The 21,304-nt window shown below is 37.2% G+C and carries 17 protein-coding genes; 12 read left to right on the forward strand and 5 right to left on the reverse strand.

From position 1 onward, the window contains the following. Nucleotides 1–131: 131 nt before the first annotated feature. Entirely contained in the window at nt 132–902 is a 771-nt protein-coding gene (locus tag IPI31_11900; GenBank protein MBK7568516.1) for a hypothetical protein, read from the reverse strand. 150 nt (nt 903–1,052) lie between these two features. Here IPI31_11900 and IPI31_11905 point away from each other — a divergent pair, with 150 nt between their 5' ends. The 3 genes from IPI31_11905 to IPI31_11915 are packed head-to-tail and all read left to right on the forward strand — an operon-like array spanning nt 1,053 to nt 2,724. Then, entirely contained in the window at nt 1,053–1,556 is a 504-nt protein-coding gene (locus IPI31_11905) for a DUF192 domain-containing protein (GenBank protein ID MBK7568517.1), read from the forward strand. 40 nt (nt 1,557–1,596) lie between these two features. Continuing rightward, nucleotides 1,597–2,076 carry a TlpA family protein disulfide reductase gene (locus IPI31_11910; protein MBK7568518.1) on the forward strand — a complete coding sequence of 160 codons (480 nt, stop codon included), beginning with the start codon at nt 1,597–1,599 and terminating at the stop codon, nt 2,074–2,076. A 36-nt stretch (nt 2,077–2,112) separates the two neighbouring features. Next, entirely contained in the window at nt 2,113–2,724 is a 612-nt protein-coding gene (locus IPI31_11915) for a thioredoxin family protein (GenBank protein ID MBK7568519.1), read from the forward strand. A gap of 565 nt (nt 2,725–3,289) precedes the next feature. Here IPI31_11915 and IPI31_11920 read toward each other — a convergent pair. The 3 genes from IPI31_11920 to tsaE form a co-directional block, all read right to left on the reverse strand. Further along, nucleotides 3,290–3,652: a four helix bundle protein gene (locus IPI31_11920; GenBank protein ID MBK7568520.1), complete on the reverse strand. Its 363-nt coding sequence runs from the start codon at nt 3,650–3,652 to the stop codon at nt 3,290–3,292. 319 nt (nt 3,653–3,971) lie between these two features. Then, complete coding sequence (locus IPI31_11925; GenBank protein MBK7568521.1) at nt 3,972–5,201, reverse strand: alanine dehydrogenase; 1,230 nt, start codon at nt 5,199–5,201, stop codon at nt 3,972–3,974. After that, complete coding sequence (gene tsaE / locus IPI31_11930) at nt 5,198–5,617, reverse strand: tRNA (adenosine(37)-N6)-threonylcarbamoyltransferase complex ATPase subunit type 1 TsaE (protein ID MBK7568522.1); 420 nt, start codon at nt 5,615–5,617, stop codon at nt 5,198–5,200. The genes IPI31_11925 and tsaE overlap by 4 nt, the downstream gene beginning before the upstream one ends. A 334-nt stretch (nt 5,618–5,951) precedes the next feature. On the opposite strand from tsaE, the gene IPI31_11935 reads away from it, so the two are divergent. After that, a complete protein-coding gene (locus IPI31_11935) occupies nt 5,952–6,716 on the forward strand; it encodes a hypothetical protein (GenBank protein ID MBK7568523.1) in 765 nt (254 codons plus the stop codon). 182 nt (nt 6,717–6,898) lie between these two features. On the opposite strand, the gene IPI31_11940 is transcribed toward IPI31_11935, so the two are convergent. Further along, a complete protein-coding gene (locus tag IPI31_11940) occupies nt 6,899–8,452 on the reverse strand; it encodes a PglZ domain-containing protein (GenBank protein ID MBK7568524.1) in 1,554 nt (517 codons plus the stop codon). A gap of 104 nt (nt 8,453–8,556) precedes the next feature. Here IPI31_11940 and IPI31_11945 point away from each other — a divergent pair, with 104 nt between their 5' ends. The 8 genes from IPI31_11945 (at nt 8,557) to IPI31_11980 (ending at nt 21,156) form a co-directional block, all read left to right on the forward strand. Next, the gene (locus tag IPI31_11945; protein ID MBK7568525.1) at nt 8,557–9,783 is read left to right on the forward strand and encodes an HD domain-containing protein; all 1,227 of its coding nucleotides are present in this window, start codon (nt 8,557–8,559) and stop codon (nt 9,781–9,783) included. A 4-nt stretch (nt 9,784–9,787) separates the two neighbouring features. Continuing rightward, complete coding sequence (gene lpxD, locus IPI31_11950) at nt 9,788–10,840, forward strand: UDP-3-O-(3-hydroxymyristoyl)glucosamine N-acyltransferase (protein ID MBK7568526.1); 1,053 nt, start codon at nt 9,788–9,790, stop codon at nt 10,838–10,840. Nucleotides 10,841–10,947: 107 nt separating this feature from the next. After that, a complete protein-coding gene (locus tag IPI31_11955; GenBank protein MBK7568527.1) occupies nt 10,948–12,354 on the forward strand; it encodes a bifunctional UDP-3-O-[3-hydroxymyristoyl] N-acetylglucosamine deacetylase/3-hydroxyacyl-ACP dehydratase in 1,407 nt (468 codons plus the stop codon). Beyond that, nucleotides 12,351–13,139, forward strand: a complete 789-nt coding sequence (gene lpxA, locus IPI31_11960; protein ID MBK7568528.1) for an acyl-ACP--UDP-N-acetylglucosamine O-acyltransferase — start codon at nt 12,351–12,353, stop codon at nt 13,137–13,139. The genes IPI31_11955 and lpxA overlap by 4 nt, the downstream gene beginning before the upstream one ends. After that, a complete protein-coding gene (locus IPI31_11965) occupies nt 13,136–13,753 on the forward strand; it encodes an ABC transporter ATP-binding protein (protein MBK7568529.1) in 618 nt (205 codons plus the stop codon). Before lpxA ends, IPI31_11965 begins: the two co-directional genes overlap by 4 nt. Before the next feature lie 90 nt (nt 13,754–13,843). After that, nucleotides 13,844–18,298 carry a putative metal-binding motif-containing protein gene (locus IPI31_11970; GenBank protein ID MBK7568530.1) on the forward strand — a complete coding sequence of 1,485 codons (4,455 nt, stop codon included), beginning with the start codon at nt 13,844–13,846 and terminating at the stop codon, nt 18,296–18,298. Between the two features lie 124 nt (nt 18,299–18,422). Continuing rightward, complete coding sequence (locus IPI31_11975; GenBank protein ID MBK7568531.1) at nt 18,423–19,199, forward strand: hypothetical protein; 777 nt, start codon at nt 18,423–18,425, stop codon at nt 19,197–19,199. Nucleotides 19,200–19,482: 283 nt separating this feature from the next. Further along, entirely contained in the window at nt 19,483–21,156 is a 1,674-nt protein-coding gene (locus IPI31_11980) for a DEAD/DEAH box helicase (GenBank protein ID MBK7568532.1), read from the forward strand. Nucleotides 21,157–21,304: the final 148 nt, after the last annotated feature.

Below are 21,304 nucleotides of genomic sequence, written 5' to 3' on the forward strand. Positions count from 1 at the left end.
TGTTAATTCATCTGAATTTATTTTGTTGAATCCTTTATTCACCACCAAGATCTTTATTTAAGGCATTAAAAAATAATCTTTGTGAAACCTTTGTGCCTTAGAATCTTAGTGGCAATTTTTATATAATTATTTCAATAACTCTTGATCTCTATCCCCCCAAAAACAGAAGTGCCCTTTAATAAAAGTACTTTATTTGTATCAACGCTCACATTGTGAGTCGGTCTGTTATCTTCCACTCCACCAAATATATTTACAAACTCTGTTTTAAGATCCCAGTGCGGAGGAATTATAAGAGTGCATCCACCAAATATCTGAGTAAGTTCTAATTTCACACTACCCTCAAAATCCGATTGCATTAAATTTAATTCCGTTCCTCCAAAAATACTTGTGGCATCACCACCTTTAAATTGTTTGGAAATTACATTTTTATTCACCCCTCCAAAAATGGAAACCACATCAATATAATCATCGGCAAGTGCGTTGTCGGAGGCTAATCCTCTTTCGATGGTTTCTCTTGAATTCCGGATATTTCTAGCCTTGCGAGAATGGAATTTTGGAACGAAAAGGAAATAAGCCCCAAGTAAAATAAATGCCAAGGGTCCATAATAAAGGCGGAGATTGTAATTCGGGAAAAACTCATCTAATTTAAAGTATACCCCAATACCAATAAGGATCAACCAGCTAAATCCTGCGAAATTACTCCTTTCGCCAACAAAGATGCCAATGAGAATAAGTATCAATTCCCATCCGAAAAAATCAAAATTCAGGTAAATATTGCCATTCCTGTCGAGAAAATAGATGATACCTGCTGCAACCAAAGCTAAACCGGTAAAATAAAAGCGTTTTGGTCTTACACTCTCGGGATTAGGTTGTGGTGCGTTGGGATCGTTAATAATATTCATTTTCACTTATTTTAAACAAATGTATTCCGAATATGCAGGTTAAAGAACAATACATACGCGAATTAACCCGTTTTTTCGATGAACAAAGGCTTTTGAACGATGAAAAAGCTTTAATTCATCCAAGAATTATAAATATCTTTGACCTCAATTATGAAGCTCTTAAAGAAACTGTTTATTGTGGGTTTAATTTTGGCACCTGCTCTTGTAATAATTTCCTGTAATAATAAGGAGCCTGAGGCTCCGGTTAAACACGATACTCAACCTAAATTTGAAAAGGAAGGGGAACTTCTTTTCTTAAAACCCGACGGTTCATCCATAGTGAAGGTAAATATCGAAATTGCCGATAATGATGCTGAACGTCAAATGGGATTAATGAATCGCTCATTTATGAATAACAGTCAGGCGATGTTATTTATCTTTGATGTAGAAGAACCACAGGCCTTTTGGATGAAGAATACTATAATTCCACTCGATATTATTTATGTGAACTCCAATAAGGAAATAGTTTCCATTGCTGCGAATACAGAGCCCTATTCCGAAAAATCGTTGCCATCAGGCAGACCCGCAATTTATGTTGTGGAAGTTAATGGTGGTTTTTGCGATCAATATGGAATTGCCGCCGGCAGTAAAATTTCGTTTACACGTAATCCCTAAACAGGGAACGCTTTTTGCTTGTTGAGGGTTTAACTTCAAAATGAAGGTGAAACTATTCAGTTGTTTGCTAATTCTATTTCTAGGTCTTCAATTAAAGGCTCAGAATTATAGTATTAAATCATTTAACGAGGTTGATTCATTTTTAAATAACACAAACGACACTTTATATATCATTAATTTTTGGGCAACCTGGTGTAAACCCTGCATTGAGGAATTGCCAAATTTTGAAAAAGTAAATGCTCTTAGTTCAGAAAGAAATGTTAAAGTGATTCTGGTTTCTCTTGATTCTGAGACAAATCGCAAAAGAAGTCTTGAACCCTTTCTCGAACGCAATAAATTAACCAGTGAAATTTGGGTTATGCCCGATAAAAAACCCATTGACTGGATAGATAAAATAAATCCCACATGGCAAGGCAGTATTCCTGCAACTTATTTCTTTAATAATGTTAAAGATATTCATGTATTTAATGAACATCCATTTACTTATGAAGAACTGATGACAAAAATTAATTCTTTTTAACAATAATTAAAATATCAATATTATAAATTTGCAATTATGAATATATTATTTTCAGCAATTCTGACCTTAGGTCTGCTAAACAATGATCCTGCAACAACTCCTGCTCCTGTTGGTTATGCAGTTGGTGATGTGGTTAATAATTTTTCGTTGATGAATGTCGACGGGAAAAATGTTTCCTTAAACGATTATATAGATAAGGAAGGTGTAATTGTTGTATTTACATGCAATCATTGTCCTTATGCAAAAGCATATGAAACAAGAATTATGGAATTGGATGCAAAATATGCCGGATTAAACTATCCGGTAATTGCGATCAATCCTAATGATCCAATAAAAGAACCTGATGATTCTCCCGAAAATATGAAAAAAAGAGCGGAAGAAAAAAATTATTCTTTTCCCTATTTATTTGACGCAACTCAACAAGTTGCAAAAGATTTTGGTGCCACAAGAACTCCTCACGTATTTTTATTACAAAAAGTAAACGGCCAATTTAAAGTTGCCTACATCGGTGCAATCGACGACAATACCGACGACGCCTCAAAAGCAGAAAATAAATTTGTTGAAGACGCGATTGCCTCACTCAAAAAAGGGGAGCAACCAGTAGTGAGTTTTACGAAGGCGATAGGCTGCACTATCAAATGGAAGTAGGACATAGGACATAGGATATAGGATATAGGACTGGACATAGGACAATGAAGAATTGACATAGGACTTAGCTTAAGGGTGGGATAGAGGTTTGATTTTCTATTTATATGAATTGTTGAGGATGTAAATTTTCGTTTTATGTTCCGGTATTTATTTTTTGTTTGAAGCGGAATATCTTTCCTTGTAGAATATGGAGTTTATTTAGAAAAGTGGAAGTAGGAAATAGGACACAGGACACGGGACTTGACATAGGACAATGAAGAATTGACATAGGACTTAGCTTAAGGGTGGGATAGAGGTTTGAATTTCTATTTATATGAATAGTTGAGGATGTAAATTTTCGTTTTATGTTCCGGTATTTATTTTTTGTTTGAAACGGAATTTTTTTCTTTGGAGAATATGGAGTTTATTTGGATAAGTGGAAGTAGGAAATAGGAAGTAGGAAATAGGACACAGGACACGAGACTTGACATAGGACAATGAAGAATTGACATAGGACTTAGGTTAAGGGTGGGATAGAGGTTTGATTTTCTATTTATATGAATTGTTGAGGATGTAAATTTTCGTTTTATGTTCCGGTATTTATTTTTTGTTTGAAGCGGAATATCTTTCTTTGTAGAATATGGAGTTTATTTAGGATTGGGGATAAATTTTCTTCTGAAATGTATCCAAGTTCTTTGGCTAAAATTAAATGTGTTTCCAATTCATATGATGATCCTTTTGCAATAGCGAGAAAATAATTAAAATCTTTATCAGTATCTCTACCGCATCCTTCAGCTATATTAGCCGGAATTGATATTGCAGACCGTCTTATTTGATCTGTTAATCCATAAATTTCTTCCTTAGGAAAATCCTTGGTCAGTTGATAAACCATTTTAGTTAGTTCAATCCCATCTTTCCAAATCTCTAATTCTCTATAATTATGATTCATATTTTTATTCTGCTATTAAATAAATACCTGAATAAATCTCATTTTATTCAAGATAAAAAATTTAGTATTAGCAAAATTAAAATTGTGTAATAATCTCATCCTTATATTAGTCGACTATATCCGAATATAATCGGTTATAACCGCTTAAGGTATTTTTTTTATATATTAAATGATTTTAATTTGTAGGTAGATCAATTTTAAAGTCTAGTATCCATATCAAAAGTCCTTTCTCAAGTCCTGTGTCCAATTTCCCTTGTCCTATGTCCAGTCTCGTGTCCCGTATCCCGTGTCCCGTGTCCCTCTTCGCGCGTCTCGCGCCCTACATGACGCTGGTCATCAACAAATTAATATCAGTATACTTCAATTCCATCTTTTGCGCAATATACTGGTTGGTGAGATATCCTTTGTAAATATAAACTCCGTGGCGAACACCTTCTAATATTCTGATGAGATTATCGAGACCGCCATATTCATTAAATTGCATTAAAGTACTTGATGCAATATTGCTGATCGCATAACTTGCTGTGCGTGGAACTCGTGAGGCGATGTTGGGAACACAGTAGTGAATTACATCGTGTTTTATAAAAGTGGGATTATTATGTGTTGTTACTTCACTTGTTTCTATACATCCTCCCTGATCTATACTTACATCAATAATAACAGATCCTGGTTTCATTTCCATTACCATACTTTCTGTAACTATAACGGGAGTTCTACCACCTTCCGAATGTATGGCTCCTACAACAACATCTGCATGTCGGATATCATTTAATAATCTGCGGTTATTAATTACGGAAGTATAAAAACGTTCGCCGATATTATTTTGTAAACGCGATAATTTATATACGTTATTATCGTAAATTTTTACTGCGGCACCTAAACCTAATGCTGCGCGAGTTGCAAATTCTCCAACAACTCCTGCGCCGAGAATTAAAACTTGTGTTGGTGGAATTCCGGATAATCCACCCAATAAATATCCTCTGCCGTTTTTTGCATCCGCCAATAATTCGCTTGCAATTAAAATGGAACTGCTTCCTGCAATTTCACTCATGCAGCGCACAAATGCGTAGGTATTACTTTCATCTTTAATATATTCAAATGCAAGTGCGGTGACTTGTTTTTTCATTAATTCGTTGATCACCTCTCTTTTTAATGTGGGAAGATGTAATGGAGTAATCAGGGTTTGATTGTGTTTAATTAATTCCATTTCATCCAATGCGGGAGGGGCTACTTTCAGAATAATATCTGCATCATACACTTGTTTTCTGTCGTACACTATTTGTGCACCAGAATCACTGTAATCCTTATCGCTGAAACGTGCACCTTCTCCGGCTTTGCTTTCGATAACTATTTTATGACCCTGAGCAATTAATGTCTCCACACTATCGGGCGTAAGTGGAACACGGTTTTCCTGAAAGGCGTTTTCTTTGGGAATTCCGATATATAAACGCTGCTTTTTTACGTCAATATCAGCATATTTTTCCAGTGTTTGCAAGCCCGCAGCAGCAGCCAGCTCGCTTAATAACGATTTATGTGTTTGCTCACTCATGATCCTAAGGTAATGATTCTTTTTTGATTTGGGTCTGTTTCAATATAGATACTGGCCCATAATTCTTTATCCATCAATGGTTCCAATAACTCCGGCCATTCTACGAACATATAATTTCCACTGTCAAGATATTCTTCTATACCTATAGCCAGTAATTCTTCTAGGTTTTTAATGCGATACAGATCAAAATGATATATTTTTTCCCGTCCGTTATATTCATTCACAATGGCAAAGGTAGGAGAGGAGGTATTTTCCACAACACCCAAATGCAAACAGATCTCCTTTATCAAAGTAGTTTTCCCCGCACCCATTTCTCCATAAAATGCGATCATTTTTTTTGGGGAGATGGAAGTGATTATTGCCTTTGCAATTTCATTTAATTCCGAAAGGTCATTAGCTTCCCATTGGGTGGTCATGGGGCAAAGATAGATTATTATCTTATTTGTTGTTCCTGGGAGTTGCCGCAGCAGTGTCTTCAAATGTGAATAAATAATATATCATATATCTAGAAATATCAGGGAAAAATTTGATCTTCATTTTGAGAAAAAGGTGAGACGCTGCTGCTGGGATGTGATCTGAAATCTTTCTCATTTAATAAATACAATTGTAGTGAAGACCCTAAATAAGTAATCCTACAATATGAAGGTGTGATGTCATCAGGATATCTACGGATTGAGATGTCGTTTTTTTTTAAGCTATTAAAATGGTATTTTTGATAAATAATCACACCTTAAATTTTAATTTAGTAATATGAAAATATTCGTTAATTTAATATTATTCATAACATTATTTTCACTTTCTACATGTACTGAAAATAGAGACACATTAATCTACAATGAACTTAAACCTCGATTTTCAAACAAATATATGGCTATGGATTTCAGTGTTTCGCATGTTAATGATACACTTAATTTAATATTTGAGGACACTTTCAAGAGATTTTCTATGCCATATTCTGACTTGAGAGCAGTTTATGCTACTTTACTTTCAAGAGATTTTTTACCTGAATTTGCCGCTATTCGAATTATAGAAAGGAATTTGTATGACACCATTGCTGTGGAGCGTTACGAAACCAATAAATATGAAAGATTGTTTTATGGTGAAAGTTTAGCCTCTGATATAGAGAATTGTTTTGTTGGCGATAACTATCGTTATGCTATGATTTTAAATTATATACTTAGCAATATTACTCCAGAAGAATATGATCAATTATATTTTGAACATATAGATAATTCAAATATTTTGGTTGGTTATGAAGGTGATGAAAAATTTTTAGATTTTTTATTAAAATATGTGCTAAGATGCAATAATGGAATCATAACTGATAGCTTAATTTATAAGGAAATTCGCATGTTGGGTTGGTTATATAGGCATGAACCATACCATGCAAGAACAGAGCTGATAAATTACATACTTGTAGTTTGCGGAAATCCGCGTTTGGACCCTAATGAGGAATTGCCATTTGAGCTTACAGAGGAATTTAAAGAAAGTTTAAATTTAGGTAAAAAAGAGTAGTTGATTAATTTTTAAAATAGTTAACCATTAAAATCATTAAGGTTGCACGAGGTCGGCAGCGTCTCACTGCATAATTATTTATATAGGAAGGAGGACATTGCCTTGGCCCTCATCAAAGTACACCCACGCACCCCTTTTCCCACCCTACTCACTCCCTCACCACTCCCTACTCCCCACTTACCTCAAAAGCTTTCAAACACCGCAAACGGTACCACCATCTCCTCCAAACTCACTCCACCATGTTGAAACGTATTTTTAAAATAATTCACATAGTGATTATAATTATTCGGGTAAGCAAAAAAACAATCTTCTTTCGCAAAAATAAAGGTGCTGCTGATATGTTGTTTTGGTAATCCCGCATCTACGGGAACCTTTACTTCAAATACATCTTTTTTATTGTATTGCAGATTTTTTCCGCTTTTATAACGCAGATTTGTAGTTGCATTTCTGTCGGCTAAAACTTTACTCGGAGTGTTTACTCTAATTGTTCCGTGATCGGTTGTAATAATGAGACGAATTTTTTTATCTGCCAATTTTCGCAAAGCATTATACAATGGTGAATGATCGAACCATGAACGTGTTAAGGAACGATATGCCGTTTCATCACTCGCCAGTTCTTTTAATACCTCCATCTCTGTGCGCGCATGTGAAAGCATATCCACGAAGTTATAAACGATCACATTCAGATCGTTTGTCATTAAATTCAAAATATTATCCTCTAGATTCTTTCCTTCCGAGTGATTTAATATTTTGTGATAACTGTATTTAATACTCAAACGATTTCTTACAATATTGTCCTTTAAAAATTCAGGCTCCTGTAAGTTTTTTCCTCCTTCATCTTCATCGTTCAACCATAAATTAGGCAAACGTTTTTCAATTTCACTTGGTAATAATCCTGCAAAAATTGCATTACGTGCATATTGCGTAGCCGTAGGGAGAATGCTATAAAAATGATCCTCCGATTTTAATTTAAATGATTCTGAAATTAACGGTTCAATTATTTTCCATTGATCAAATCGCAAATTATCAATTAAAATAAAAAAGGTGGGAATTGTATCACTTAAAAGTGGAAATACTTTCTCCTTCATCACCGTATGCGACATAATTGGCGCAGAAGTTTTTCCACTCAACCAATTTAAATAATTTCTATCAATAAATTTTCCGAATTCCACATTTGCTTCTGCTTTTTGAGAAGTGAGTACTTCTTTCATATTGGTTGCACCGGTTTTATCCAACTGAATTTCCCAATGCACCAATTTTTTATAAATATCGAACCACTGCTCATGATCCAGATTATCCTGCAGTGTAAAAAATATCTTCTGAAAATCTTTTTGATAATTGCTGTCGGTTTTTTCAGATACCAATCGTTTATTATCAATTATCTTTTTTAAGGTCAATAAAATTTGTTGTGATTTTACCGGTTTGATCAGATAATCACTTATCTGCGAACCAATAGCTTCTTCCATCAAACCCTCTGTTTCATTTTTAGTGATCATTACGATCGGGACAGAGGGACGTTTATCCTTTATCAGAGAAAGTGTCTCCAAACCGGATAAACCCGGCATACCTTCATCCAAAAATATTACATCAATATCCGGGTCGGTGCATTTTTCCACGGCGTCTTGTCCGTTACTCACGCCTTCCACATGATAACCTTTTTCCTCCAAAAAGAGAATTTGTGGTTTCAACATGTCAATCTCATCATCAGCCCATAAAATGGTTATATCGGTTTTCATAAATACTGTAATTTTGTGATCTTAAAACTTAGGTGCAAAGATACCGCCAAAAAAATCTATGCAATTGTATCTCATTGATTAAAAGCTAATTAAACAGGAGTGTTTTGAATAAAAGAAAGATTATAAACGACCCTGTCTACGGTTTTATTACCATCCCTTACGAAATAGTTTTTGATATTATAGAACATCCCTGGTTTCAAAGATTAAGGAGAATTCAGCAATTGGGATTAAGCAACCTTGTGTATCCGGGGGCAATTCATACCCGTTTTAATCACGCACTTGGGGCAATGCATCTCATGGGTAAAGCAATAAACACCCTTCGTTCCAAAGGAAAAGAAATTACAGATAAGGAAGCAGAAGCCGCAACCATCGCAATTTTGTTACATGATATTGGTCACGGACCATTTTCGCATGCACTGGAAAGAACAATAATTTCCAATGTGCATCACGAACAATTATCCCACATTTTTATGAATAACCTGAATAAAGAATTCGGTGGGCGATTGAGTTTAGCGATGGATATTTTTACCAACCAATATCACAAGAAATTTCTTCATCAATTAGTATCGAGTCAGCTGGATGTCGACAGACTCGATTATCTCACTCGCGACAGCTATTTTACAGGGGTTCATGAAGGAGTGATCGGTTACGACCGACTCATCGAAATGATGGATGTGGAGAATGACGATCTCGTAATTGAACAAAAGGGAATTTATTCGGTTGAAAAATTCATAATTGCCCGCCGTGTAATGTATTGGCAGGTTTATTTGCATAAAACCGTGATCTGCGCTGAACAAATGTTGATCAAAACCCTAAAAAGAGCAAAATATCTTGCACAAAGCGGAGTAGAATTATTTGCAACCCCGGCTTTGCAATATTTTCTTTATCACGATGTGGAATTGCAACATTTTTACGATGATCAGGAAATTATCCACAGGTATTCCAATCTTGATGATATCGATATATATGCTTCCCTTAAACAATGGCAATATAGTTCAGATACCGTTTTATCTTTCTTAAGTGCAGCTTTAATTAATAGAGAACTCTTTAAGATCGAACTGGAAAATGAACCCTTCAGTGCCGCAGCGATCAATAAGATCAGGGAAAAAGTGAGAAAAAAGTATAAAGTGCAGGATGAATTCGACCTTCAGTATTACGTTTTGAATGATGTTACAACCAACAGCGCCTACAATCTGGAGGCAAACAATATCAATATTAAGTTCAGAAGTGGCAAAATTGTGGATGTTACCAATGCAAGCGATCATCTCAACCTTGCTGCTTTAGCGGATACCGTTGTAAAGCACTATATTTGCTACCCGAAAGAAAACTGATTGAATGGAGTTTACTGCACAAGAATTATGTGATTTTTTAGAAGGTACGCTAGAGGGAAATCCCGCTGTAAAAGTGCGTAAACCGGCTAAAATTGAGGAAGGAGTGGAGGGAGATGTGTGTTTTCTTGCAAATCCAAAATATCTCGCATATGCCTATACCACCGGTGCTTCCATTCTTATTGTAAACGATGATCAGGTATTTGAACAACCGGTTAATGCAACAATAATCCGTGTAAAGAATGCCTATACAAGTATTGCCAAGGTTTTAGATCAATATAAGATCATGAATGGAAATTCTGGTCGCCAAAAACAAGTGGATAAAATGGCATTTGTTTCAGATTCCGCAAAAATTGGAGAAAATGTATTTATCGGAATTTTTGCCGCGATAGGTGATGGAGTAGAGATCGGTGCAGAATCGTATATCCACCCACAGGTTTATTTGGGAAAAAATGTAAAGATCGGTTCACACACCACTATTTTTCCCGGAGCAGTAATTTTAGAAGATTGTATCATCGGAAATCACTGTATTATAGGTTCAGGCACTATTATTGGCAGCGACGGCTTTGGATTTGCACCACAGGAGGATGGAACCTATAAAAAAGTAGCTCAAACAGGCAATGTGGTGATGGAAGACCATGTGGAAGTTGGTGCTAATTCAACAATTGATCGTGCAACTATGGGTTCCACCATTATCAGGAAAGGTGCAAAACTGGATAACCTTATTCAGATAGCACACAACGTTGAAATTGGTGAAAACACCGTTATTGCTGCACAATCGGGCATTTCAGGAAGCACCAAGATCGGGAAGAATTGTGTGATTGGCGGGCAGGTTGGTATAGTTGGTCACCTAATCATTGCCGACGGAACCAAAATAAACGCACAAAGCGGTGTCGCAAAAAACATAAAGGAAGTTAATCGCTCCTTTACCGGTTCACCGGCCTTTGATTACAATGCAAGTATGCGTAGTCAGGTCATTTTCAGAAAATTACCTGAATTATTTGAAAAAATAATCGCACTTGAACAAACCATCAACGAAATGAAAAAAACAGGAGTTTAATCCCAAGGGTGATAATTTCTAAAGAAATATATTCAATATCAATAATTAAATAAGTTGTAATTCATTTTGATCAACTTTATTAATTGTGATCGATTAGAAAAAAGTGCATGAATAAAGAATATCAGCAAACAATTAAAAGATCAATAACCGTTTCAGGCGTTGGATTGCATACAGGCTCTCAAGTGGATATGACCTTTAATCCCGCGGCTCCAAACCACGGATATAAATTCAGAAGAATAGATCTGGCCGGTCAGCCTATAATTGAAGCCGATGCAGACCTTGTAATAGATACAGCGCGTGGAACTACCATTGCCCGAAATGGAGCAAGTGTTTCTACTATCGAACATACCCTTGCAGCTTTGGTTGGAATGGGCATCGATAATGTGTTGATCGATCTCAATGGTCCCGAAACGCCCATCATGGACGGTTCTTCCAAAATGTTTATGCAGGCTTTGGGCAATGTTGGCGTTGAAATTCAGGATGCGGAAAGAGAATACATTACAATTAGCCAAAATATCACTTACAAGGATCCACTTCGCCAGACGGAAATTACCATTATGCCTGCTGATGATTATCAGGTTACGGTAATGATAGATTTTGACTCAAAGGTGCTTGGAAAACAACACGCCACTTTAAATCATATATCTGAATTTCGCGATCAAATTGCAGATAGCAGAACCTTTTGTTTTTTGCACGAACTGGAGATGTTGTATGAAAATAACCTGATAAAAGGTGGTGACCTCAATAACGCTATTGTTATTGTAGATAAAGAAGTTACCGCCGACGAAATGGTTAAACTCAAAAAGATGTTTAACAAGGAGTCGGTAAGTGTTAAGAAGGAAGGAATACTTAATAATCTTGAATTACATTGGAACAATGAACCAGCTCGTCATAAATTACTCGACGTGGTTGGTGATCTTGCTCTTGCAGGAAAACCTATCCGCGGAAAGATAATTGCAAGTCGTCCGGGGCATCCTTCCAATGTTGAATTTGCAAAGAGAATTAAAGCTTTTTATAAAACTAAAAAGAACACTGTGGACGTGCCAAGATATGACCATACAGCAGAACCTGTTTATGATATCAACCAAATAATTAAAATGTTGCCACATCGATATCCATTTTTATTAGTGGATAAGATAATCGACATGGGTGAAAATCACATTGTGGGGGTTAAAAATGTAACATTTAATGAAGGCTTCTTTCAGGGACATTTTCCGAATAATCCCGTATTTCCAGGTGTTTTACAAGTTGAAGCATTAGCACAAACAGGAGGTATCTTCGTATTAAGCAAGGTGCCTGATCCTGAAAATTACGATACTTATTTTTTAAAGATCGATAAGGTTAAATTTAAACGCAAGGTTCTTCCGGGCGATTGTTTATTGCTCAAAATGGAGCTTATAAATCCGATAAGAAGAGGAATTTGCGAAATGAAAGCCACTGCATACGTAGGAAATAACATCGTAACAGAAGGAGAATTAACTGCTCAAGTTGTAAAGCGCAATCAAAATTCATGAATCAGCCATTAGCATATGTACATCCGCAAGCACAAATAGCCGACAATGTGGTTATTGAACCGTTTGCATCCATTTCAAAAAACGTAGTTATCGGAGAAGGCACCTGGATAGGAGCAAACGTAAGTATAATGCCCGGAGCACGTATTGGAAAAAATTGCCGGATCTTCCCTGGAGCCGTTATTTCTGCTGTTCCACAAGATCTAAAATATATGGGTGAAGATACAGAGGTTGTTATTGGGGATAATACAACTATCAGAGAGTGTGTAACAATCAACCGTGGAACAAAATACGCTTTCAGAACCGTGGTTGGTAACAATTGTCTCCTCATGGCATATTCGCACGTGGCACACGATTGTGCTATCGGAAATAACGTGATATTGGCGAATTCCGTAAATCTTGCCGGACATATTGAAGTTGGAGATTGGGCAATTATGGAAGGATTGGTTGCCGTTCAGCAATTCATTAAAATTGGTGCGCATGCATTTATTGCGGGAGGATCGTTGGTGAGAAAGGATGTTCCGCCATTTGTAAAAGCCGGTCGCGAACCATTGAGTTATGTTGGGGTGAATTCGGTGGGTTTGAGAAGAAGAGGGTATAGCGCAGAAACCATTCAGCATATTCAGGAAATATATCGTTTATTATTTGTTCGCGGATATAATGTTACCAAAGCCTTGTATATCATTGAAGCTGAAGTACCTGCATCTGCCGAACGCGATATGATCGTGACCTTTATCCGCAATTCTAAGGAAGGTGTTATGAAAGGATTCCGCCATATTAACGAATGAAAATTGAACTCCGCGGTGTTTCCAAAAGATTTAATTACGAATGGATTTTTCGTGACCTGACCTTCGATTTTGAAAGCGGAAATAGTTACGGTATCACTGGCCAAAATGGTTCAGGTAAGTCAACTTTGATAAAGATAATCTCCGGTCAGCTTACCCCTTCTGAGGGGATAATTACTTATCATGATACTAAACCCTGTTCGGTAGAAAATATTTACGCTGAAGTCGCATTTACAGCACCATATATCGACCTTGTGGACGATTTTAACCTCTCTGAGTATCTTCAATTTCACTTTTCCTTTAAAAAAATATTGAAAGGTCATTCTCAAAGCGATCTGTTAGAAATTTCCGGATTGCAGAAACACCGGAATAAATCGCTCAAGACATTCTCCTCTGGGATGAAACAACGGGTTAAATTAATTACTACAATCTTGTCGGATACAAAACTATTATTACTGGATGAGCCTACTTCCAACCTCGATGCAGCAGGTGTTTCCTGGTATGGTCAATTAATGGAAGACTATAGAAACGATCGTATTGTAATTGTTGGATCCAATATGGAAAGGGAATATCAATTTTGTAATAAAAGCCTTGATATCGCTGATTATAAAAAGTGAGGAAGGTTTAATTAGGTCTGGACGTTAATAATTTCATTTTTAATTCAGATTGAATAACTATTTTTGACTTGGGAATAATTTCCCATCACGATGGTGCATGCAAACACACACAAATTTTTCGCATGGAGCATAACGGCATTATTATGTTCGTTACTCACATTTGCCTCAACTACTCAGGCACAAACCATTTTACTGGATCCTCTCGGCGATGGAGGTTTTGAAAATGGAGTTGATTTTACATCCAACGGTTGGACTCTGGTAAATAATATTTCAATAAAACAATCAGGATGGTTTATTGATACGAATGTGAGTAACACGGAATGGACAATGCCGGTTTCCAATTGCGCCTTTATTTCCGACAGCTTGGGTGAAAACTGGACCTACAATTCAGCCTGGTTGCCGAATTCCGGAGTTGGAACAAAATCTTCAACAGTACATTTCTACCGAGATATTGCATTTCCTGCAGGGGAAACAAACATAAATCTATCCTTTGATCTGCTTTGTAATGGGGAGGGATTTAATTACGATGTATTTTATGTGTGGTTATGTCCGGTTTCTCTAACGCCAACTGTAAACAGCCCTGTTGGAATGTCGGATATAACTGTTTGGGATGGTACTGGTGAATCCACAATAATTTTTAAACAGCAGGGTACTTCCAGCTCTAGCATTCGTCCTGTTTCACATATAAATATTAGCATACCGGTTGAGTTGTTAGACAATTGTACCGAAACTCAGAATAAACGAATTGTATTTGGATGGAAAAATGATGCGTCTTTGCAGTTTGATCCGCCTGTAGCTATAGATAATATTTCAATTACCAGTAAACCTGAAAGTTTTACAGAAGGAGTTGCCTTTTATACAATTAACAATTCTTTGCCCGCCGGATTAAATAATTTTATTGATTTTTCCTCGGCTATAAGTTATTTGAATGCTGCATCGCACTGCAGCAATTTGACGGATTCCATCATTTTTGAAGTAGCTGCGGGTCAGGAGTTTATCGAGAATTTACCTGTTATTACCGCAACAGGATTTGAGGATGCACCCATTATTTTCAGAAAATCGGGGGTTGGTTCCAATCCAATAATTTTATCAACCGGAACCGGATCTTTTGAAGATGCCGGCATTGCAATCAGCGGAGGCGATTATTTCACCTTTGAGGGTATTGATGTGAAGCTGCTTTCCGGAATGGATCTCGAGTTCGGCTATTTGATTCAAAATGCCTCACCAACAAATGGTGCTTCTCACAATACGATTAAGAATTGTGATATCTCCCTAACAAAAAAGAACGTAAAATCGATCGGGATCATTCAATCTGCTACCAACATAGGGGTAGGTTTCGAACCCTCTTCCCTAAGTGGGGCCAATGATGGAAACAAATACCAGGATATAACGGTTAAAGCTTGTTATAATGGAATACTGATCACAAACCAATCATCATTATTTCCAGATAACGATACGGAGGTTTCCGGTTGTAAGATCGGAGCGGATTATATCGGAATTCCTGATGGAAACCTTGGTGGAGCAGGGGTTTCGGTATATGGAATGCAAATAAAAAATCAGAAAAATTGCACCATCACCAATAATGCTATCAGTAATCTTACTTCATTCGGTACAAGTGTAAGAGGAATTCATCTTCTAAACGGCATTGGTACTATTACAATCTCAAGAAACAAAGTCAACGGACTTAAAAACACAGACGATACCAACACCAGTGCTGCTATTGGTTATGATATAATGCTGAATACAGAAGCCGGGGTAAATACGGCAAATGTCTTTAACAATTTTGCAAGCGATATTACCTGCGCTTATGCCGGTAGTTCCACACTTGACAGAGCCGTTAAGGGAATAATTTTAAGAGGAGGAAATTCGGCTTCCGTATTTAACATCGACTTTAATTCCATAAGTATTAATGCCGGTGGATCCCCTAAAGTGTCGAGTGTGATTCTTGAAGTTACCTCTATAATACCAACCATCAATATTAGAAATAACATTTTTGCGAATTACACACCAAACCAATCTGGAAATTGCGGGCATTATTTTTATGCTACACCCTTATCAAATCAAATTGCCAAGGCGGGATCAGTGATTAATTATAATGTTTATCATTTACCATTTACCACTAAAGGTTTTTTCGCAAGGGCAAATGCAACAAATATTTCAACCTTGGCCACCTGGAAAACAAATATGTCGATGAATCCGGGCACTGATGTCAATTCATTTCAAGTTGATCCGCTTTTTTTAGACCCCACGCAAAATTTACATGCTACTGCTGCTTCACTTAATGCGGCAGCAAATATGTTGGGTATAACCTGGGTTAATGCGGATTTTGATGGCGACTCAAGGTCAATTACTCCCGATATCGGAGCAGATGAATTTTCAACCTCTACCATTGATCTGGAATTGAGTGAAATACTAATACCTTCTGCATCGGGCTGTTTTAACAGCAGCGATTCCATTACTGTTCAAATTCACAACACTGCAGCTTTTACCTTAAATTTTCTTGGTAATCCAAGCACGATCTCCATTGATGTTACCGGTCCCATTTCTTATTCCTCATCATTAATTCTCAATACTGGAATAATAAGTGCTTTTGCAACTCAGGATATTAAACTACCTGTAAATTTTGATCAAAGTTACCCGGGAGAGTATACTCTCACCGCTGCTGTTAGTGCTATCGGTGATGTAAGCGCTCTTAATAATAGCTTCGTTGCGGAAAGAGATGTAAACCTTATATCAGCAGACCTTCCTTATTCTGAAGACTTTAATTTAGAGGAAGAAATACCGGAAGGGTGGGTGCTCTCCGGATTTGAAGTTGGTAAACATGCCGGTGCAAGAGAATCTAATCAGGTCTATTCTAACATCTCTACATCAAACCCTTCAAGCAATTTTACCATCAGAAAAATTGGTCCGGTTACAGAAAATGCCGTCCTATCCTTTGATTATAGAATGATTGATATTACCGATACTACTACTACAGAATCAGATGCCATGTGGGGTGAACTTATAATTTCTGCCTCAGCTGATTGCGGTGAAAGTTATACCCAAATCGGGACCATAACATCAACAATTTTTGCCTATTCAAATGTTCAATTCCCAATTTCAGAATTTGCGGGAAGTGATATAATCTTCAAATTTGATATTTCCTGGGGCGGCGGAGAAAATGCAGATTTTTGGATGGATATTGATAATATTGACATTTTTAATTCCTCCTGCTCTGAGCCAATAGGAAATACTATCATTAATCCCATTGATATTGGTGACCTGTCCTTACCTTATATAGTGAATGAGAACAACCTTGTAAATAACTGTTGGTCAAATGAATATGGATATATTTCACCCGATATCTTTTATAAATTTACCCCTGTTTGTGTTGGTGATCTCACAGTTTCACTTTGTGGAAGTGAATTCAATACAGTGCTTTATCTTTTGAATTCGGAGGGTGAATTACTTGTTTCCAATGATGATTTTTGTGGAACGTCTTCAGAACTTACTTTTTCAATTATTACTCCCGGTGAATCCTATTATATTGTTGTGGAGGGTAAAACTGCATCAACCGGGAATTATAACCTGTATGCAGAATTAATTACTACTCCTTTAAACTATTTCGTCGATCTTGATGAAGATACTTATGGCGATATAACAAATTCCTTTATATCCTGTGAAACCTCTTTTTCAGGTTATGTTTTGAATAGTTTGGATTGCGACGATCTAAATGCATCCATAAACCCTTCAGCTATGGAAATATGCGATGGAATTGATAATAATTGTAACGGAGAAACAGATGACAATACAGACCTTGCTTCCATATTGCAAGGAACCAATGTGGCAATCTGTAAGGGCACTTCAACGGTGCTCAATGCTAATACCGGTGCAGGTTATACCTATGTGTGGTTTAAAAATGGAAATGTAATTCCCGGAGCTACAAACAGTACTTTATCTACACAAAAGCCGGGGAATTACCAGGTTCAGGTGAACTTCCCTTCGGGATGTTTTGGAATATCTCAGATAACAACCATTACCGTAAATCCATTACCGGTTGTTTCCATAACTGCGCCTTTTGGATTAAGTTTATGCACCTATGTGGGTTTGTCGGCTACAATTGGAACAGGATTTACCTACCAGTGGTTTAAAAATGGAAATTTGATCACAAGTGCTACAAATCAACAGTATCACCCTGTAAATGTCGGCTCATATTATTGCAGAGTTACTGATGCAAACGGTTGTATAAAAAACACAAATACCTTGGTAACAGTTGCTTGCAGAGAAGAAACTGACGTATCGGGTGTGGAATATTTCGCAATTTCCCCTAATCCCGCCTCTGCATTTGTGCATATGGAACTTCAGCTTATCGATCAGGAGGATGGAATGGTTTCTATTGAGTTAATTAACACATTGGGTCAAACTATTAAAGTGCACACAGAGTCCATATCATATGGAAAAATGCTTGCAGATATTGCTGTGGATGAATTGGCAGAGGGGATTTACCATGTTGTAATATCCCATAGATCAGCTAAATACACAAACGTTTTTACTGTGGTCAGATAGCCAATGGATACTGTAAGCCATTTCCAAAATAATGCATTGTTTATTTATTAATATGTTTTTGAAATTATCAAATTATTGATAGACCTTAGCAAGTAACAATCACCTAAACTTTTAAATTGCGGTTATGAAAAATTTCGTTTATAAAAGCTTCATTTTAGTTTTCGCAACATCAATATTGGCGGGTTGCGGCCTTTCAGCCGACAATAAAGCTGCACAGGAAACAGTTTCAAAATTTTACGATGCATTAAAAGATGGCAACGCACCGCTGGCAGCATCTTATTGCGGAACGGATGAAAAAATGACTGCACAGGCTTGGGAGGAAATACTTTCCATCAATGTTAATAGCATGGGAAATGTTACCAGTTATGAGAAAAGCAATGGATTTAGTGTGTCCAAGGAAAATCGTACATCACGGGTCAAACTTTCATATACGGTGAATTATGTAGATGGCAAAAGCGAAGATTCACTGGAATTGGTGAATAAAGGGGATGGATTTAAACTATATGTTTACAGCCCGGTTTTGATCCAGGCTACCTATCAGGATGAAATGAATCGCGCAGAAAAAAATGTAATTGCTTATTATAATGCACTTCAAAGTGGTGATTATCAAACGGCAATTTCCATGATTGGATATTCAGGATTGGAAAAACATCCAACTGATGAATGGCTTAACTTTTTCCGATATGCAGAAACTGCAGGAGGTAAAATATCGGCATACAATATCGACAAATCCGCCTCCAAATCTTATCTTCATACGCCTCATACAGAATCCGGAATGGGAAATACATATTCATTCCTCATCAAAACCACCCGCAACAACAACGAAATTTTCGAACACGTGGACCTTTTCCAACCCAAATACGGAGAACCGTTGTTGATTGTGGCGCATAATATCGAGTAAGGATGGGTGAGTGGTGAATGGTGAGTAGGGAGTAGTGAGTCAACACAGAACTCAGAACACAGAACTCAAAACCCAGAACTCAGAACACAGAACTCAGAACTCAGAACACAGAACTCAGAACTCAGAACTCAAAACCCAGAACCCCGAACTCAAAACTTTTCCCTATCTTTGCACCTTTATTAACATTCTACAGCAACTCTGCTATAATTCAAGGAACACAAACACCGTTACCTGTCCGAATTGTGACGGGGATCTGTTAGAGCATTTACATTTTTAAATATTTATGAAGACTTTTCAGGATCTTGGGCTGTCGAAGCCTGTACTAGACGCTATTGAGGCGCTTGGTTTTATTAACCCAACACCAATTCAGCAGGAAGTAATTCCCGCAATGTTGGCAGAATCGCAGGATATTATCGCCCTTGCACATACCGGAACAGGCAAAACTGCAGCTTTCGGATTACCGTTGATCGAACTGATCGATACCACTACAAAAAAGCCTCAAGCGCTTATTTTGGCTCCAACACGTGAGTTATGCGTTCAAATTGAGAACGATCTTAAACTTTTTGCTAAAAACACTAGGAATTTCAATTCAGTGGCAGTTTATGGCGGCGCTAATATCCGCAACCAAATTGACAGTATCAGAAGAGGAGTGCAGGTTGTAGTAGCCACACCCGGACGTCTGATAGACCTTTTAGGCCGTAAAGCGGTTGATCTTACCCAGATCAAATACCTTGTTTTAGATGAGGCAGACGAAATGTTGAACATGGGATTTCAGGAGGATATAGATGAAATTTTATCCACCACCCCAAAAGAGAAGGTAACCTGGCTGTTTTCAGCTACCATGCCTTCTGAGATAAAGCAGATCTCTAAAAAATACATGCACAAGCCACTGGAGATCTCAGCTGGTAAAATGGAACAGGGTAATGTGAATATTGAACACCAATATTATATTGTTTCCCCTAAAAATAAATATCCCGCATTAAAACGTATTCTTGATTACAATCCTGATATCTACGGTATCATATTTTGCCGCACAAAGGCTGAAACGCAGGACGTTGCCGAACGTTTGATAAAAGACGGTTATAATGCCGACAGTTTACACGGAGATCTTAGCCAAATGCAACGCGACAAGGTAATGGCAGCATTCAGGGAGCGCACCTTACAAATGCTTATTGCAACAGATGTTGCAGCAAGAGGTATCGACGTTACCGATCTTACCCACATCATCAATTTGCATTTACCGGATGATATCGATTTTTATACACATAGGAGCGGTCGCACGGGAAGAGCCGGAAAAAGTGGTATTTCCTTAGCACTTGTTTCTGAGAAGGATATGTATCGCATCAAACAATTGGAGCGAAAACTTACCAAACCATTCAAAAAAATGATGGTGCCTACCGGAATAGAAGTGTGTGAGAAACAATTACTTAGCCTCATTCACCGTGTACGTGAGGTGAAGGTGGATGAGAAAGAAATTTCGAAGTATTTACCCATGATAGAAAAGGAATTCGAAAATCTGAATAAGGAAGAAGTGATCAAACGATTTGCTTCCCTGGAGTTCAACAGATTTCTGAATTATTACCGTTTTGCTGAAGATCTTAACATGCGTGAAGCCAGAGGAGAGAACAGAGAACGCTCCGTTAGAAAGGGTGATGCAGATCTTATGTTCATAAACCTCGGTAAAATGGACCACATGGTGGAAAAAGACCTTGTGGAAATGATCAAACAGGTGGGTGGATTGAAACCCAATGAAATTGGAGATATTCGACTGAAAGGTGCATATTCATTCTTCGAGGTTCCTGCAAATATGTCGGAAAAGGTAGTTCGCGCCTTCAACGGATTTATTTTCCGTGGTCGTCGTGTTCGCATCGAGATCCAAAACGAACGCCAGGAACGCAACGACTTCCCCAAAAAGAAAGCTGGCGGCCGCGATCGCAGACCAATGAAAAGAAGGTAATTGACAATTGATAATTGACAATTGACAATGGGAAAAACCTGCGGTTTTTCTATGTTGATATATTAGGTAAAAGTCATAAATTACTGATTACAGGTAATTTATGACTTTTTTGTTTTGAATTAAAACCACACCTTTGTTCTAGGAATCT

The sequence above is a fragment of the Bacteroidota bacterium genome, assembly GCA_016706865.1.
Classification (GTDB): Bacteria; Bacteroidota; Bacteroidia; order Chitinophagales; family BACL12; genus UBA7236.